This window comes from Afipia sp. GW821-FHT04G03, assembly GCF_059419985.1.
Genome location: NZ_JBWKSV010000001.1, coordinates 26,165 through 43,084 on the forward strand (window position 1 = coordinate 26,165; position 16,920 = coordinate 43,084).

General features: G+C 62.1%; 17 protein-coding genes. 7 read left to right on the plus strand and 10 right to left on the minus strand.

Annotated features, from left to right (window positions below; genetic code table 11):
- Positions 1–186: 186 nt before the first annotated feature.
- A complete protein-coding gene (locus AC07UB_RS00140) occupies positions 187–2,160 on the minus strand; it encodes a D-alanyl-D-alanine carboxypeptidase (protein WP_494652598.1) in 1,974 nt (657 codons plus the stop codon).
- Between the two features lie 397 nt (positions 2,161–2,557).
- On the opposite strand from AC07UB_RS00140, the gene AC07UB_RS00145 reads away from it, so the two are divergent.
- Positions 2,558–2,899, plus strand: coding sequence for a phasin family protein (locus tag AC07UB_RS00145; protein ID WP_492789848.1), 342 nt, complete (start codon positions 2,558–2,560; stop codon positions 2,897–2,899).
- 78 nt (positions 2,900–2,977) lie between these two features.
- Here AC07UB_RS00145 and AC07UB_RS00150 read toward each other — a convergent pair whose 3' ends face one another.
- Both AC07UB_RS00150 and AC07UB_RS00155 read right to left on the minus strand, forming a co-directional pair.
- Positions 2,978–4,351, minus strand: a complete 1,374-nt coding sequence (locus AC07UB_RS00150; RefSeq protein ID WP_492789847.1) for a vWA domain-containing protein — start codon at positions 4,349–4,351, stop codon at positions 2,978–2,980.
- 171 nt (positions 4,352–4,522) lie between these two features.
- A complete protein-coding gene (locus tag AC07UB_RS00155) occupies positions 4,523–4,954 on the minus strand; it encodes a hypothetical protein (protein WP_494652595.1) in 432 nt (143 codons plus the stop codon).
- Between AC07UB_RS00155 and clpS the strand changes: the two genes are divergently transcribed.
- Together clpS and clpA are read left to right on the plus strand one after the other, a co-directional pair.
- Positions 4,936–5,349 (plus strand): ATP-dependent Clp protease adapter ClpS, encoded by a 414-nt coding sequence (gene clpS, locus AC07UB_RS00160; protein WP_492792645.1) that lies wholly within the window; start codon positions 4,936–4,938, stop codon positions 5,347–5,349. The genes AC07UB_RS00155 and clpS overlap by 19 nt on opposite strands.
- 124 nt (positions 5,350–5,473) lie before the next feature.
- Positions 5,474–7,882, plus strand: a complete 2,409-nt coding sequence (gene clpA / locus AC07UB_RS00165; RefSeq protein ID WP_492789844.1) for an ATP-dependent Clp protease ATP-binding subunit ClpA — start codon at positions 5,474–5,476, stop codon at positions 7,880–7,882.
- Between the two features lie 77 nt (positions 7,883–7,959).
- Here the strand turns inward: clpA and AC07UB_RS00170 are convergent, their stop codons facing one another.
- Complete coding sequence (locus tag AC07UB_RS00170; protein WP_492789842.1) at positions 7,960–8,289, minus strand: hypothetical protein; 330 nt, start codon at positions 8,287–8,289, stop codon at positions 7,960–7,962.
- Between the two features lie 261 nt (positions 8,290–8,550).
- Here AC07UB_RS00170 and AC07UB_RS00175 point away from each other — a divergent pair, with 261 nt between their 5' ends.
- The 3 genes from AC07UB_RS00175 (at position 8,551) to AC07UB_RS00185 (ending at position 11,092) form a co-directional block, all read left to right on the plus strand.
- Entirely contained in the window at positions 8,551–9,504 is a 954-nt protein-coding gene (locus AC07UB_RS00175) for a transglycosylase SLT domain-containing protein (protein ID WP_492792644.1), read from the plus strand.
- Between the two features lie 509 nt (positions 9,505–10,013).
- Positions 10,014–10,751 (plus strand): AzlC family ABC transporter permease, encoded by a 738-nt coding sequence (locus tag AC07UB_RS00180; RefSeq protein ID WP_492789840.1) that lies wholly within the window; start codon positions 10,014–10,016, stop codon positions 10,749–10,751.
- The gene (locus AC07UB_RS00185) at positions 10,748–11,092 is read left to right on the plus strand and encodes an AzlD domain-containing protein (protein ID WP_492789839.1); all 345 of its coding nucleotides are present in this window, start codon (positions 10,748–10,750) and stop codon (positions 11,090–11,092) included. Before AC07UB_RS00180 ends, AC07UB_RS00185 begins: the two co-directional genes overlap by 4 nt.
- A 15-nt stretch (positions 11,093–11,107) precedes the next feature.
- On the opposite strand, the gene AC07UB_RS00190 is transcribed toward AC07UB_RS00185, so the two are convergent.
- The 4 genes from AC07UB_RS00190 to AC07UB_RS00205 form a co-directional block, all read right to left on the minus strand.
- Positions 11,108–11,533, minus strand: a complete 426-nt coding sequence (locus AC07UB_RS00190) for an HIT family protein (RefSeq protein WP_492792643.1) — start codon at positions 11,531–11,533, stop codon at positions 11,108–11,110.
- 73 nt (positions 11,534–11,606) lie between these two features.
- Positions 11,607–12,779, minus strand: a complete 1,173-nt coding sequence (locus AC07UB_RS00195) for a GNAT family N-acetyltransferase (protein WP_492789837.1) — start codon at positions 12,777–12,779, stop codon at positions 11,607–11,609.
- Positions 12,780–12,880: 101 nt separating this feature from the next.
- Positions 12,881–13,633, minus strand: a complete 753-nt coding sequence (locus AC07UB_RS00200; protein WP_492792642.1) for a glycerophosphodiester phosphodiesterase — start codon at positions 13,631–13,633, stop codon at positions 12,881–12,883.
- A 28-nt stretch (positions 13,634–13,661) separates the two neighbouring features.
- A complete protein-coding gene (locus tag AC07UB_RS00205; RefSeq protein ID WP_492789835.1) occupies positions 13,662–14,129 on the minus strand; it encodes a RidA family protein in 468 nt (155 codons plus the stop codon).
- 213 nt (positions 14,130–14,342) lie between these two features.
- Here AC07UB_RS00205 and AC07UB_RS00210 point away from each other — a divergent pair, with 213 nt between their 5' ends.
- Positions 14,343–15,209: a cell envelope integrity EipB family protein gene (locus tag AC07UB_RS00210; protein ID WP_492789833.1), complete on the plus strand. Its 867-nt coding sequence runs from the start codon at positions 14,343–14,345 to the stop codon at positions 15,207–15,209.
- 27 nt (positions 15,210–15,236) lie between these two features.
- On the opposite strand, the gene AC07UB_RS00215 is transcribed toward AC07UB_RS00210, so the two are convergent.
- Positions 15,237–16,523 (minus strand): DNA polymerase IV, encoded by a 1,287-nt coding sequence (locus tag AC07UB_RS00215; RefSeq protein ID WP_492789832.1) that lies wholly within the window; start codon positions 16,521–16,523, stop codon positions 15,237–15,239.
- 4 nt (positions 16,524–16,527) lie between these two features.
- A complete protein-coding gene (locus AC07UB_RS00220) occupies positions 16,528–16,812 on the minus strand; it encodes a DUF3572 domain-containing protein (protein WP_492789830.1) in 285 nt (94 codons plus the stop codon).
- Between the last annotated feature and the right edge of the window lie 108 nt (positions 16,813–16,920).

Genomic DNA, 16,920 nt, shown 5'->3' on the forward strand with positions numbered 1-16,920 from the left:
AACTGCGAGCAGCTCTTTCCTCTGTGTTGAATGCCCCTGCGGGCGCCCGCCGTTGTCCGGCGTGATCGTTCCCACGATTAAGGTTTTAGAGACCAAATCTTGAAAAATGGTTGCACGCGCCGAGCCGCAACAAAGAAAAAGCCCGCGGCAGAACCGCGGGCTTTGTCGTGGATCCGGCTGAGCCGATCAGTTCCTGATGGCGATGCAGGAGATGTCGGAGCGCTTCAGCGTGCGGCAGGCGGCTTCGGCGGAATCCTGATTGAGGCCTGCGAAGCGCGCGCGATAGAGCGTCTTGTTGCCCTTCGACACCGTTTCGGTGAACGGGTCGGCATCGCTGAGCAGGCGGCTTGCGCTGCCGCGAGCCGCATCGAGCCGCTGGCGTGCTTCGCCTTCGCTTTCAAGCGCACCGACCTGAATGATCCAGCCCGAGCGCGCGACGGCCTTGATCGCGCCGTTGTGCTGCATGGTCTGGGTGGGCTGCTGCACCGGTTGTGCGGCTGCCTGCTGGACGGGTTGCCGGGCAGGCTGCTGCTGCGGCGCCGACGATGTCTGAAGTGCGATCGCCTGCGCGCCGAGCGTGGTGGGCGGCGTTCCGCGCGGGTTGGGATCTGCGTAGGCGAGGGTTTGTGCAGGAGGCGTCGCCGATGAGGACGGCGTACCGATGACAACCTGTCCGATGCCGTTGCTGGTGTTCGGCTGGGCCGGAAGCGGAGCGGGGAAATCGTTGCGCGGCTGGGCATAAGCCACAGGCCACGGTTCCGAACGTGGATCGGCCTGCCGTTCGGTTCTGGATTCGGCGGGCGCTTCAGCCTTGATGTCAGCCTTCATATCGGCCTTGGCGACAACAGCCTTTGAGGTCTCCGCGACTTCAGCCTTGCGCGGCGCAGGAATGGTGCTGGTCGAAACCGGAGCCGGTGCGCCCGGCGCTGCCGAAGCGACCTTGGTCTGCCCCATCCGGACCTGAACGGTTCTGACGCGTACCGGCGTCATCGGTTCGGCCGATCCGGGAATGGTGGCGATGGCCTGTGAGGAAATCACGCCGCTGGTCAGCGGAGCGGGAGCGGGCTTGTCCTGCGTGTCCGCGACAGCCTTGACGGGCGCACGGGGTGTGGGAAGCGGAACGGGCTCCGGCGCGGTAGACGCAACCTTGATCGCGCCTTGCACCTGAACGACGGGGCGGGACTTCGTCTCGACATTGGTGTCGGTGTCGCCGTCATCTGCGCTGGCGAGCCGGGTGTCGCCGCCGCGTTCGGTGATCGCTGCGACGGTGCGGCGGGTGGCGGCTTCATCGAGATGTTCGGCGAGCAGGTTGCGCATGATCGCGTCGCGCGAACCGCCGCTGCGGCCGCCCATCACGACACCAACCACATGCCGGTTGCCACGCTTCATCGAGGTGACGAGGTTGAAACCGGACGCGCGCGTGTAGCCGGTCTTGATGCCGTCCACGCCTTCGACGCGGCCGAGCAGCTTGTTGTGGTTGCGGATCGAGCGGCCCTTGTAGTTGAAGGCCTCGGTCGCGAAGTAGCGGTAGTATTTCGGGAAGCGATCCTGAATGGCGCGGCCGAGCGTGGCCTGATCGCGCGCCGTGGTGACCTGCGTGTCGTCCGGCAAGCCGGATGCGTTCTTGTAGACCGTCTTGCTCATGCCGAGCGCGTGCGCCTTGCGCGTCATCGCCTTGGCGAAATCATCTTCATCACCGGCGATGGCTTCCGCGATGACCACGGCTGCGTCGTTGGCGGAGCGGGTCACGAGGCCCTTGATGGCGTCTTCAACGCGGATCGACTGGCCTGGCCGCAAGCCGAGCTTGGTCGGGGCCTGCTGCGACGCATGGACCGACACATCCATCTGGGTGTCGAGTTTCATCTTGCCGCTCTCTAGCCGCTCGAACAGCATGTAGAGCGTCATGATCTTGGTGAGCGAAGCGGGATGGCGCAGGCTGTCGGCGCTGGAGGCCTGCAGGGTGCTGCCGGAATTGGCGTCGACAATGATGGAGGAGAAGGCGGGGCTGTAACTCGATACGGCGGCGTGGTGGCGGTGCCGGTGGCGCCGGCGGGCATCGGCTGTGTCGATCGTGAAAGTGACGGCCACGGAGATGGTGGCGACGCCGAGAAGGCAAAGACCAAGCGTCCGTACTGACGCTGCCGATTTGACCCCAAGCATGAATTTCCCCGTCCGATTCCCAGTGTATTCGCCTCGTTCTGAGGCCAAAATTTGGTCCGGCGCTGCCTTTCTTCTTCGGCCGCGACGTCCGTGCGAAACCGCCGCTCCAGCCATTTGACCGGATGCGCGTTCATCCAGTTAAGGCATTGGAGTTGCGCCGCTTTTCGGATTCCGGATCGAAAGCGAAAAGCGCAGGGAATCAAAGTAGGTGGGGACGGTTTCGAAAGGGTTAAGCAAGGGTTTCCGAAGCCGTCAGGATTTGTCTCGGATTTAAGACGATTGTGCGACGCACAAGATTCTTGACTTATATTGTGCGTTGCGGTATACGAAAGTCGTGGTTAGGGAGCCGGGTACCTCCCGGCAAGTGCAGGTCATCAAGTCTGGGAAAGGACCCTCTATGGTTAAGGTTGAAGAGTTTCAGCAGTACGGCAAAGAGCAGTTCGACGCAGCGGTTGCCTCTGCGAACACGTTCTCGAGCGGCCTTCAGTCGATCGCCAACGCATACGGCGAATACGCCAAGAAGTCGTTCGAAGACACCAAGTCGTTCGTCGAGAAGCTGTCGGGCGTGAAGTCGATCGAAAAGGCCATCGAAATTCAGACCGAATACGCGAAGACCTCCTACGAGACCTTCGTCGCCGAGTCGCAGAAGATCGGCGAGCTTTACACCGATCTCGCCAAGCAGGCTTTCAAGCCGTTCGAAGGCTTCGTCGCGAAGGTGACGCCGACCACCACCCACTAATTTCACGGTTCTCTCCACTGACGAAAAAGCCCGGCTCAATGCCGGGCTTTTTTATTGCGGTGTGGAGGGGCCGCTTTGTTATTTCGCGATGCGCAGTTTCGACAGCGCCGATCCGATCGAACTGAACGCCGTGTTGATGCCGCTGGCGCTCGTGGTCGCGAAGTAGTTGCTGCTGCCGCTGGCGCAGTACGACATCACGCTCGATGTGTTGTCGTTGGCCGTGTTCACCTGGATCGTATAGATCGTGATACCCGAGGCCTTGGCGTTATCGCACAGAAGCCTCTGGCGTGCGTCGATCTCCGATGCGCTCGAACTGGTGCGGTTCTGCGTGTTGTCGCCGTCGGACAGCAGGATCACGGCCTTCGTGTACTTGTAGTTGGCATCCTCCGGAGGAGCGTTGAAAGGGTCCTGTTGCAGCAGCGACAGCCAACCCCACGCCATGCCGATCGCCTGGTTGGTGTTGCCCTGCGGCTGCATCGCATCGACTTTGTTCTTCAACGCCGTCCAGTCATAGGTCAGAGGCAGGATCGACGTCGGGCAGTCGGAGTAGTTCTCCGCCGGAAACTGCGTGTTGCGATCGGAGATATTGTTTGCAGTCGCCTTTGTATTAAAGGGGGCCGTACTCAACGTATCGTATGCTGTCGGAGTATCGACACGATCCGAAACGCAGCCGGTCCATCCGTTGGATGACGTCGCCGTCCAGTTGTCGCCGCCCTTATTGGTACAGTCGGTCTGGGTCAGGAAGCCCAACGTCGTGGAGCCCCACCATCCCGCTGACTTGGTGCATGTTCCAAGATCCCAGCGGAGCCATTTTGCAGACTTGTTGGACGTATCGACGTTGACGTCCTTGGCAAAGGGCACGATCGAAACATAGACGTCGCCATTGGTCTTCGCTGCGGACTGCAACTGATCGAGAAGACTCTTCGCGGCAGTCTTCAGGGCGGTCATCTTGCCGGCACTGGCCATCGAGCCGGTATTGTCGAGCGCCAGCGCGACGCGCAGCTTGGTCGTTCCCCAGACCGTGGTCGAACTCGCACCGAAGTCGATGGCAGGATAGCCGATGACCCGCATGAAATCGGTGTTCATCGACGCCGTACCGTTCAGAACGATTTTGGAGCCCTGGCTGGCGCTGTTGGTGTAGGTCGCGGTGACGACGACACCCTGCGCCTCGGGGTGCTTGTAGAGTGAATTGAAGTAAATCTGCGCCTTCTGGTTGATTTCAGCCGCGCTCAGGCCCGTCGCATCCTTCGAGATCATCAGGGCCGCGGTATCGAGAGCGGCCTGCATGGCGGTGCGGGCGTTATTGACGCGGGCATAGTCGATCGCTGTGCCGACGCTGACCAAGATCGGAACGATCGCGATGCCAAAAAGGACGGCGACGTTGCCGCCGTCTGCGCGGCGGAAGCGGGCGAGCAATCCCAGGGCCCGGCTGAAAATCGATGCATCATTCATGGCGTCACCAGAAAAATGAGGTTCTGGGACGCGGATAGGCCGGAGGCGTGAAGAGGTAGTAAAATGCTGCGATGAATAACGGGTGCACCTGACGAGAAGGCGGCCGGCCGCGCATTCAGCGCGGTTTCATTCTTAAGGGAGGGTTGCCCGTTTCGCTCGAATTTTATCGGTTCAGCGCCCAAAAGAGCGGTGGCGGAAGGCCGGGGACGCTTGAAAATCGATGCAATGTTCATGGCGATCACCAAAAAATGGGTCATGCCATGTGATAGGTGCGGGCGATGAAGGGGCGGTAAAAGTTGCGGCCAATCTACGTAAAATGCCCCATAAAGTGCCGCTGACAGGCTGTAATCGGCGCAAATGCTGAATGGTGTTCCAACGATCTTCAGCGAATTTGGCGTGAATTGACGGCAATTGCATTAACCACGTGCAATCGCCGCAGCCTCGCAACGCTGTCTTTTCTGTACGGTTTCGGGCGGTAATGGCCTGCTTGCGGGCAGGCCAAGGGCGACCCATATTGTTAATGTAATCGGAGGCGATTTGCTGTGGGCAAAGCGCCATTTCTGGGGATTTCGAACTCTCAAGCCATGCTGCAATTGTCTTCATACCTGGAACCAGTCGCGGCGCCTCAGGCGGCCGGCGAGCAAGCCGCCAGCGTCAGCCCGCGAATGAGCAAGGATGATAACGGCAACAGCGGGCGCAGTGGCCCCGGCACGTCCGTTATTACCAAGGTCAAGCCGAAGACCAAGAAACCGAACCTGTATCGCGTCCTGATCCTGAACGACGACTACACGCCGATGGAGTTCGTCGTCCACGTTCTAGAGAAGTTCTTTAACAAGGACGTTGAAGCCGCGACCACGATCATGTTGCATGTCCATCATCACGGCATCGGCGAGTGTGGCGTTTTTACATACGAAATCGCCGAAACCAAGGTGACGCAGGTGATGGACTTTGCACGAAAACATCAGCATCCTTTGCAATGCGTGATGGAAAAGAAGTAGCCTTTGAGTCGATCCGGCGATGCCGCCGGAACATGGAACAACACAGACAGGTTGCAGGAACTGATCAAGCCGGACCGGACCACAAAACGATCGAATGACATGGCGGGGGCCATAAGGGACGCGAATGCCGACTTTCTCTCAGAGCCTTGAACAATCCCTGCACCGCGCGCTGGCTATCGCTAACGAGCGCCACCATCAGTACGCGACGCTCGAGCATCTGCTGCTTTCGCTGATCGACGACTCCGACGCCGCCGCCGTGATGCGTGCGTGCAGCGTCGATCTCGACAAGCTGCGCGGCAGCCTGGTCAACTATCTCGAAACCGAATTCGAAAATCTGGTGGCGGAAGGCGCGGACGACGCCAAGCCGACGGCCGGATTCCAGCGCGTCGTGCAGCGTGCGGTGATTCATGTGCAGTCGTCCGGCCGCGAGGAAGTTACTGGGGCCAATGTGCTGATCGCGATCTTCGCGGAGCGCGAAAGTCATGCGGCGTATTTCCTGCAGGAGCAGGACATGACCCGCTACGACGCGGTGAACTACATCAGCCATGGCATTGCGAAGCGGCCCGGCGTGTCCGAGGCGCGGCCTGTGCGCGGCGTCGACGAGGAAGCCGACACCAAGGGCAACGACGATTCCAAGAAGAAGGGTGAGGCGCTCGATACCTATTGCGTCAACCTCAACAAGAAGGCGCGCGACGGCAAGATCGATCCGGTGATCGGCCGCCACGCCGAAATCAACCGCGCCATTCAGGTGCTGTGCCGCCGCCAGAAGAACAATCCGTTGTTCGTCGGCGAGGCGGGCGTCGGCAAGACTGCGATCGCCGAAGGTCTTGCCAAGCGCATCGTCGACAGCGAAGTGCCGGAAGTGCTGGCAGCGTCCACCGTGTTCTCGCTGGACATGGGCACGCTGCTCGCGGGCACGCGCTATCGCGGCGACTTCGAGGAGCGACTCAAGCAGGTCATCAAGGAACTCGAAGCGCATCCCAATGCGATCCTGTTCATCGACGAAATCCATACGGTGATCGGCGCGGGCGCGACCTCGGGCGGGGCGATGGACGCATCCAATCTGCTGAAGCCGGCGCTGGCGTCCGGCACCATCCGCTGCATGGGGTCCACCACCTACAAGGAATACCGTCAGCACTTCGAGAAGGACCGCGCGCTGGTGCGCCGGTTCCAGAAGATCGACGTCAACGAGCCGACGGTGGATGACGCCATCGGCATCCTCAAGGGCCTCAAGCCGTATTTCGAGGACTATCACAAGCTGAAATACACCAACGAGGCCATCGAGGCCGCGGTGAACCTGTCTGCGCGTTACATCCACGACCGCAAGCTGCCGGACAAGGCGATCGACGTGATCGACGAATCCGGCGCGGCGCAGATGCTGGTGCCCGAGAACAAGCGCAAAAAGACCATCGGCATCAAGGAAATCGAAGTGACCATCGCGACGATGGCGCGGATTCCGCCGAAGTCGGTCTCGAAGGACGATGCCGAGGTGCTGAAGCATCTCGAACAGACGCTGAAGCGCACCGTGTTCGGTCAGGACAAGGCCATCGAGGCGCTGTCGGCGTCGATCAAGCTCGCCCGCGCGGGTCTGCGCGAACCGGAAAAGCCGATCGGCTCTTACCTGTTCTCAGGCCCGACCGGCGTCGGCAAGACCGAGGTCGCCAAGCAACTGGCGGCGTCGCTCGGCGTCGAACTGATCCGCTTCGATATGTCGGAGTACATGGAGCGGCATACCGTGTCGCGCCTGATAGGCGCGCCTCCGGGCTATGTCGGTTTCGACCAGGGCGGTCTGCTGACCGATGGCGTGGACCAGCATCCGCATTGCGTGGTGCTGCTCGACGAAATCGAGAAGGCGCATCCGGATCTCTACAACGTGCTGTTGCAGATCATGGATCACGGCAAGCTGACCGACCATAACGGCAAGCAGGTCAACTTCCGCAACGTCATCCTAATCATGACCACCAACGCGGGCGCCGCCGACATGGCGAAGGCTGCGTTCGGTTTCACGCGCAGCAGGCGGGAAGGCGAGGATCACGAGGCGATCAACCGGCAGTTCGCGCCGGAGTTCCGCAACCGTCTGGATGCGATCGTGTCGTTCGCGCATCTGAACCCGGACGTGATCGGCATGGTGGTCGAGAAGTTTGTGCTTCAGCTCGAAGCCCAGCTCGCGGACCGCGATGTGACCATCGAACTCTCCGAGCCCGCCAAGGCGTGGCTGGTGCAGGAAGGCTATGACGAACAGATGGGTGCGCGGCCGATGGCGCGTGTCATCCAGGAGCACATCAAGAAGCCGCTGGCGGATGAAGTGCTGTTCGGCAAGCTGAAGGGCGGCGGCCATGTCCGCGTCGTGCTCATCAAGGACGAGCAGGGCCCGGAAGCTGGTAAAGACAAGATCGGCTTCGAGTTTGTCGAAGGCCCGGTCACGCCGAAGCCTGAGAAACTGCCCGGGACGCGCAAGCGGACCGCCTCACGCAAGCCGAAGGGTGGCGATGGCGGTTCGAAAAGCCCGGCCAAGCCGCTGGCGAAGGTCTGAGCGCGAAGCTCTGGTTCCGTGACAATGAAAACCCGGCGATCGCACGATCGCCGGGTCTTTGTTTGCACGCAGCGAAATTAAAACCGTTTCAGCGCGGCGATAATCGGAAGGAACGTCGCATTGATAACTTTGGCGGCCTCCGAGGCGACCATGATGGCGGTCAATGCGACCAATGCCGTGACAATGACATACTGCGCCGTTGCGATGGCGATCAGCGGCTTCAGCAACGCGCGAGTTGCTCGCTTTAGCCCATCGCGCGGGGGCGGTGCCGCGACGACGAAGTCATCTGGAAAGTCGCTCGTGTCATCGGCGGGACAATCGGCATCGTGCGTTTGCGCAGATGTGACGTCGTGCGCCGTGCCATCCGGCGCGAAAGCCAATTTGGTGTCTGCGATCTCGTCACTCATCCCGGCGCTTTCGATGTCTGTTCACCCTAAGCTGGAGGTGGAGACGAGGCCATGACGGGCGGTGGAAAGGTTTCGTTAACGTAAACGGTTTGGCGAACAGGCATGCGCGATGCGGCAACATCCTCGTCCGATGGATAAGGGATCTTCAGCAAGCTGCTTCGGATATTCAGTTTTCCGGACTCGCTGCGCAGTTTCGCTCGCACCGATCCGCTTTTCGACACTCTCGTCTGACAAATGGTCCCGATGAAACGACGGTTCCTGATGAAGCGGCTGGCGTGTCTGGTTGCCGGTGTGGCGCTGCTGGCGATGCCGCAGATCGCGCACGCAGACGAACCGGATTCGCCCGCACCGGCGGCTGAGACAAAGCCCGCCGATCCGGCGCCAGCTGCCGCCACGGCGAAGGACGCTGATGCGCGCGAGGCGATGTGCCTGATGATCGAGTCCGCTGCATCGGCCCATGATCTGCCGCTGGAATTCTTCGCCCGCGTCATCTGGCAGGAGAGCCGGTTCCAGCCCGATGCGGTGGGGCCGGTGACGCGCAACGGCCAGCGGGCGCAGGGCGTCGCGCAATTCATGCCGGGCACGGCCAGCGAGCGCCGTCTGCTCGATCCGTTCGATCCCGTGCAGGCGCTGCCGAAGTCGGCCGAGTTCCTGCGCGAACTGCGCGATCAGTTCGGCAATCTCGGACTTGCGGCGGCGGCCTATAATGCCGGGCCGCGGCGCGTGCAGGAATGGATCGCCGGTACGGGCTACATGCCATCCGAGACGCGCAACTATGTCTTCGCAATCACCGGTGCCTCGGTGGAGGATTGGGCGGCTGCCGGCAAGGAAGGCAAGGTCAAGGATCGCGCTGCACCGGGCGGTTGCCGCGAATTGATGGCGCTGCTGCGGCGCGCGCCGAACCCGTTCATCACGGAGCTTGAACAGCGCGTGAAGCTCGGCGCGGCGATGCCGTGGGGCGTGCAACTCGCCGCCGGTTTTTCGCGCGACAGGGCGCTTGCGGCCTACGCCCGCTCCATGAAGCGGCTGAGCGCTGTGATCGGCGACCGCGATCCCAGTATTTTGAGTTCGATCTTCCGCAGCCGCGGCACGCGCACGTTCTATCAGGTGCGGGTCGGGGCGGATACGCGCGCCGCCGCGAACGACCTGTGCGACCGCATCAAGCGCGCGGGGCAGGCGTGTATCGTTCTGAAGAACGCACAGGGACGCGGCTGACACCGCGCGCCTGCGGCTGCAAATGCGCGAGCGCACTGAATCTCGTGTGACGGTTAACGGCCGCGCCAATCAATGCGCGCAAGAAACTCAATAATTACAGGGGTTTTTTACATTCGCGCGCGGCGTCTTATGCTCAACGAAATGCTAACGGCATCGCGACCATTTGACTTTAAGTTTTGCGAAACCGTTTTCCACTCATCTGGACCGGTACAGCGGAACATTTTTCCGCGTCACCGCCAGGAGGCTGTCGTGCTGACATTCGGAATGATCGGTCTTGCGTTCGCGGCGTTGTGCGTGCTCGGCACGCTGTCGTCGTCCGTGCGCGAGCCGTCGATCTGATCCATTTGACTCGCGGTGCTAAGCCCGGCTGCAAGAGACGCATGCTGCGCAGACGGCCGCGTGACGCATTTTCGCGTCGCTGCATCCTGAAAATGGCGGGCGCCGTCTCTTGACGGCAGGGTCGTTTCACCCGCGTGATGAATCAGGCGATTCATCGGTATAGCTTTCCCTTGGCACTTCCAGCTCTCGATTCCCCGAAATGGCAAAGCGCGTCCGCGGCCTTCGCGCTCGGCGTGAAATCCGCGCTGTCGTCGATTCTGGCGCTGGTGCTGTTCGGCACCTTCATCGGCGTCGGCGCTTTCGCGCATGACACCGGCTTTACGCTGGGATGGGCCTTGGCCAGCACGGTGCTGGTCTGGGCGGGACCTGCGCAAATCATCCTGATCTCGACATCTCACGCCGGGGCCTCGCTGCTGGAATCGGCGCTGGCCGTGACCGTCAGCGCGATCCGTCTGCTGCCGATGGTGGTGGCCGTGCTGCCGTTGCTGCGTTCGCCCGACACCAAGATGCGCCAGCTCGCGCTGCCGGCGCACCTGACGGCGGTGACCGTGTGGGTCGAGGGCTTCCGTTTGCTGCCGCATGTGCCGCGCGAACGGCGGATCGCCTTCATCAACGGGCTCGGCTGCGCGCTGGTGTTCCTCAGCTGTGTTGCGACGACGATCGGCTACGGCCTCGCGGCCAATCTGCCGCCGCTGCTGGCCGCCGCGATCCTGGCGCTGACGCCGCTGACATTCCTGATGTCCACGGCACGGAACGCCAACCGGCTGGTGGACAAGCTCGCGCTGGCGTTCGGGCTTGCACTCTATCCGCTGGTGCAATTGCTGCACACCGGCGTGGACATCATGATCTGCGGGGTGACCGCCGGCACCCTGGCCTTTGGCATTCATCGCTGGAGGAAGCGCAGATGACCGGGCTTTTCGGTGACGGACATGCCATCGCGTTGCTGCTGCTCGCGGGTTTTCTTTCGAACGAGGTCTGGCGCGTGATCGGCCTCGTCATCGGCGGCGGCATCGACGAGGGATCTGAGTTTCTGGTCTGGGTGAGGGCGGTCGCCGTCGCGATTCTCGCCGGCGTCATCGCGCAGATTCTGATTTCGCCGCCCGGCGCGCTGGCGACGGTGCCGGACGTGGTGCGCTATGGCGCGGCCGTGGTGGGCTTCGCGGTTTATCTGGCGGCGCGAAAGTCGGTTTTCGCCGGCGTGGTCGCAGGCGAGATCGTCATTCTCGGAAGCAAATGGTGGATTGGCTAAACCACCTTCGGAAAATCAATCCTTCAACGCAGCGATGATCCGCGTGGCGTGATCTTCCAGCACCTTGACGTCTTCCTTGCGGCTCGCCGGTGGCAGCAGCGCGACGCCTTCCATCCGGGGCATGATGTGCACATGCAGATGGAATACGACCTGTCCGCCAGCCTGCTCGCTGAATTGCTGCAAGGTGATGCCGTCGGCGTTGAATGCCTTTTTGCTGGCAATGGCGATTTTCTTCGCGGTGCGGATGACATGCGCGAGGCTATCCGGCGCGATGTCCAGAATGTTACGCGCCGGGGTCTTCGGGATCACCAGCGTATGGCCGGGCGAGCGCGGCATGATGTCGAGAAACGCGAGCGTATGTTCGTCCTCGTAAACCTTGTGGCAGGGCAACTCGCCGCGCAGGATTTTCGCAAAGATGTTGTTGGTGTCGTAAGCCGTCATGAGCGCCTCGAAATGAACAGCGTGAACAATCGCTGCGAAGACCGGCGCGGTCAAGCGCAAGAAATCCTGTCGTCTAGTCTTCGCCGTCTTTCTTGCGGAACGGTCCGGCGTCGGTCAGTTCGCGCACCGCCTCCTGCACATAACCGCGCTCGTGCTTGAGATAGTCGCGCACGGCGCGGCGCAGCGCCGGATCGGCGATATAATGCGCGGAGTAGGTGGTCTGCGGCAGGTAGCCGCGCGCGATCTTGTGTTCGCCCTGCGCGCCGGCCTCGACGCGCTTCAGTCCGCGCCGGATCGCAAAATCGATGGCCTGATAATAGCAGACCTCGAAATGCAGGAACGGATGATGCTCGACCGCGCCCCAGTGACGGCCGAACAGCGTGTCCGATCCGATGAAGTTGATCGCGCCTGCGATCCACTGGCCGTCGCGCTTCGCCATCACCAGCAGCACGTCGTCCGGCATGGTCTCGCCGATCTGGTCATAGAACGCGCGGGTGAGATAAGGCCGGCCCCATTTGCGTGAGCCGGTCTCCATGTAAAACTCGAAAAAGGCATCCCATGCGTCCGGCGTGATGTCGCCGCCGGTGAGGGGATGAATGGTGATGCCGTTGGCCAGCGCGTCCCGGCGCTCACGGCGGATCGCCTTGCGGTGGCGCGAGGCCAGCGTGGCGAGGAAATCCTCGAAGGTGCCGTAGCCGTCGTTGCGCCAGTGAAACTGCTGGTCGGTGCGTTGCAGGAATCCGTGCGCGGCGAGGAATGTCCATTCGTCTTCGCGCGCGAAGGTGACATGCACCGATGAGGCCTGGGTCGCGCCGCAGAGCGCGACCAATCCGGCTGCCAGCGACTCACGGACACGCGGTGCATCCGCGCTTTCGCGCACCAGTAGCCGAGGCCCGGTGGCCGGCGTGAACGGAACGGTGGCTTGCAGTTTCGGATAATAGCTGCCGCCGGCGCGGGCATAGGCGTCGGCCCAGCCGTGGTCGAACACGTATTCGCCCTGCGAATGATTTTTCAGGTAGCACGGCACGATGCCGACGGCCTTGCCGCCGATCCGCGCGATCAGGTGGCGCGGCGCCCAGCCGGTGCGCGCGATGGCAGAGCCTGACTCTTCCAAAGCAGCAAAAAAGGCGTGCGTCACAAACGGATTGTAGCTGCCATCTGAATTGGCACACGCATTCCACTCATCGGCCGTGATCTGGCCGATGGAGGACACCGCTTCAAGAGTGATTTCGCAGGGATCCGTCAAAGGGGGAGAGTACCGTGGCCGTGAGAAAACCGAAACCGTTCAGCATTATAGATCGGCCTTCGCGCGGATGACTTCAAGTATCTGGCATCGCGCCTTTCGGCCTACTCTGGGATGAACCCCTCGAAGGTCATCTGGTCGGCGTAACGGGAGGTGCGCGCGCGCTGTTCCGGTGTTCGCACCGTCCATGTCACAAGCGCGCAGCCGAAGATGTTGCGCGCAATCCAGGGCGCGGGCGCGGGCAAATCATCGACCCGGTAGCTGACAAAATGCGGCTGCGTCCGGAAGGCATGGCGCAATCCGGTCATCTCGCGGGTTATCGCAGGTGGCAGTTGCTTCCATTCGCCCTCGGTATAGCGCCGTTCCGCGACGATGCCGCGCGGCAGATGGGGCATCAGTTCGCGCAGCGCCATCACCTGGGCGGGATCGAACGACATTGCCGCCACGGGGCCGGCGTAGCTGGCGAGAACCTCAGCCATTCGTGTCACCAGCGTCCGGTCGCCATCGAAGCGGCTTTTCACTTCAAGCACCAGCGGCACGCGGCCGGCGACGCGCGCGCAGAGGTCGCCGAGCGTCATCATGTGTTCCGCCGTGTGCTTGAAACCCACCTGCCTGAGTTGTGCGGCGGTCAACGCGCGCAGCTCGCCGCTGCCCTGGGTGAGGCGACCTAATTCGTAGTCGTGATGCACCATCGCTTCGCTGTCGGCGGTGGGTTGCAGATCGACCTCAATGGCGAAGTTGCCTGCGACCGCAGCGTCTATCGCCGACGGCATGTTCTCGATGATGCCGCGCGCGCGGTCGTGCAAGCCGCGATGCGCGATGGGTCGCGCCGTCAGCCAGCCGGGCGCGCGGGACATCATGGTGCTATTTTTTGGAGCATGATGCTCAGGCTACCTCGAAGATGCCTTCGACTTCGACTGCGGCGTCAGAGGGAAGGGCGGCAACGCCAACCGTGGTGCGGGCATGGCGGCCCTTGTCGCCGAAAGCCGCCACCATCAGATCCGACGCGCCGTTGAGCACCTTCGGACCATCGAGGAAGTCCGGCGTCGCATTGACGAAACCACCGAGGCGCACAACGCGCGCCACCTTGTCGAGATCGCCCAGCGCCATCTTCACCTGAGCCAGCAGGTTGATCGCGCAGCCGCGCGCGGCGGCGGCGCCTTGTTCGACGGTCACGCCCGCGCCGAGCTTGCCCTTCGCAATCAGTTTGCCTTCCGGCGTGTTGCAGACCTGGCCGGAGACGAACAGCAGGTTTCCGGTGCGCACAAAGCCGACATAATTTGCCACCGGCGCATTGGGTTCATGCAACTCGACACCCAGCGCGCTCAACTTCTGCTCGACCGTTCCCGCCATATTTTTCCCCGATATTGTGCTTGATGTTTGCCCGTAATCGTAATGAAGTCCCGCATGTTGGGCGCGTCATATTTCGCCCATCGTGGTGGCACATGCAAGCGCGCGGAAACGGCGATTTTTGCTGCTGAAGTGAAGAGATTTCGCTGGTCTGCCCCGGTTGCGGCGCAATGCTGCGGCTATTATCCTTTGATTCTCATATTTTAAGGAGACGCCATGCGTCGCGCGCGCCGGATTTCAGGTTGTGGACCGATTGCCTTGCTGGTGTCAGCTGCTTTTCTCGCACCGGGTATAAATACCGTTCAGGCAGCGCCGGCGGTTTCGTTTCTCGCGCATCAGGCGGTTTACGATCTGAGCCTGAAGTCGTCGCGGGGCGGCGCCAGCGTCAACAGCGCGCGGGGCCGCATCCTGTACAATTTTGCCGGCAGCGCCTGCGAAGGCTACTCCACCGAATTCCGGCAAGTGTCGCAAATCGACACCGGCGAGGACAAGACCACGACGAGCGATCTGCGCTCGACGAGTTGGGAAGACGCCGCAGGCAAGACCTATCGTTTCAAGATCGACACCCGCATGAACGACACCGCCACGTCGTCGGTGGATGGCATCGCGGAGCGCGACGGCAAGACCATCAAGGTTCAGCTGAAGCAGCCCAAGGTGAAAACCTTCACCATCGACGGCGCGGTTTTTCCGACAGAACAGGTCAAGCTCATCATCGAAGCCGCGCGCGAGGGCAAATCGCTGCTCGAACTCGTGGTCTACGATGGCTCAGACGACGGCGAGAAGGTCTACAACACGCTGACCGTGATCGGGCAGCCGATCCCGGGCACCAAGGCGCCGGTGACGCCGGATGCCGCGACCGGCAACGAGGCCTTCAAGTCGCAGACGCGCTGGCCGGTCACCGTCAGCTATTACGATCGCGCGGCGCAGTCCTCCAAGTCGGGCGAGCAGACGCCGGTCTATGCCATGTCCTTCGAATTGTATGAGGACGGAGTCTCGCGCGCTCTGGTGCTGGACTACAACGACTTCGTCATCGCAGGCGCCATGGGCAAGATCGACATCAAGGAAACCAAGCCTTGTAAGTAGAACGCCCGCGAGCAGGGCGGCGCGCCGTCACTCTCCCTTCGCCGGTCCGTCATAGGCAATGCCGCGCATCACCGCGGCGTTGCCGAATTTCTTGCGGACGTTGTCCATCGCGCGTTCGGCGTGGGCCGTGCGCCGGTCCAGCAAGTCCTGGTCGTCGGCTTCCGCGCCTGGCTTGAGCGCGCTGACGCCCGCGCCGATCAGCCGGAATGCGGTGCCGTCGATCTCGCGGCCAAGCATTTCGCGCACGGTGGCGAAGATGCGCGTGGCGAGCTGCGTCGGCACCTGAATGGATTGCGAGCGCGTGCGTTGCCTGAAATCCGCGGTCTTGAGCTTCAGCGTGATGGTCGAACCGGAGAGATCGCCGCTTTTAAGGCGTGACGACACTTTTTCGCATAACCGCCACAGGATTTTCTCCAGCGTTGCGAAATCCCGCACGTCGGTTCCCAGCGTCGTCTCATTCGAGATGGTCTTGGCGCCGCGGTCCGCAACGACCTTCCGGTCGTCGATGCCGCGCGCCAGCCGCCACAGCCGCCGCCCTTCGGGGCCGAACTGCTTCATCAGGTCGGTCTCGTCCGCGTGCTGCAAATCCTTGATAAGGCGGAAGCCCCGCTGCGACAGTTTCTCCTGCGACGCAGGGCCGACGCCATAGATGAATCCCACGGGCCGGTCGGCCAGCATCCCGCGTGCCTCGTCCTGATCCAGCACGGCGAAGCCACGCGGCTTGTCGAGGTCGGAGGCGATCTTGGCCAGAAACTTGTTCGCCGACAGTCCGACGGACACGGTGATTCCGATATCGCGCTCCACCTGCGAGGCAAACCGCGCAAGCACCTTCGCGGGGATCATGCCGTGCACGAGCGTGGTGCCGCTCAGATCGAGAAATGCTTCGTCGATGGACAGCGGCTCGACCAGTGGCGTCAGCGCCATCATCGCCTGACGCACCTCGCGGCCAACGCGGACATATTTCGCCATGTCAGGATAAACGACAACAGCCGAGGGACACAGGTCTAGCGCCTTGAACATCGGCATCGCCGAGCGCACGCCATAGGTGCGCGCGATGTAGCACGCCGCCGAGACGACGCCGCGCTTGCCGCCGCCGATGATCACGGGCTTGTCGGCGATGTCCGGATTGTCGCGCTTCTCGACCGTGGCGTAGAACGCATCGCAATCGATGTGGGCGAGCGTCAACGCGCCCAGCGCGCGGTGCCGGACAAGGCGGGGAGAACCGCATTCCGCGCAGCGCGGGGCTTTGGCCGTGGCGTCCGACAGGCAGTCACGGCAGAACCCCGGCGAATCGGTGGGCGGGCGGTCGCTCAATGCGTCACTCCCAGCGTGGCTCCAGAACCTCGCGTGCGTTTGCGACAGCCTGCGGCGTCAGTTGCGAGGCGTCGGCGAAAGCCTTCACGGTCGCGTCATCACGCACGATGAAATCCAGCACGCCGGCGAGGAACTTCGGGTCGGAGGCGGCGGTTCGCAACGTTTGCGGTCCGATACCGCTCTCGGTCAGGAACATCCCTAGCCGTTCCGGGTCCGACGCAAGGAAGGAGAGGGCCTGAATCGCAACAAATTCAGCAGCTTCCTGAGGGGTTGAAGGGCCTTTTGTCATTGATCGCGTTTGCCTTTCCGTAACCTATCGTCTCTATTTTGAGGCATCATGCCCGAGTCATCACGGCGTGGCGAATTCATTGGTTTCAGCACGCACGGGCATATTGCC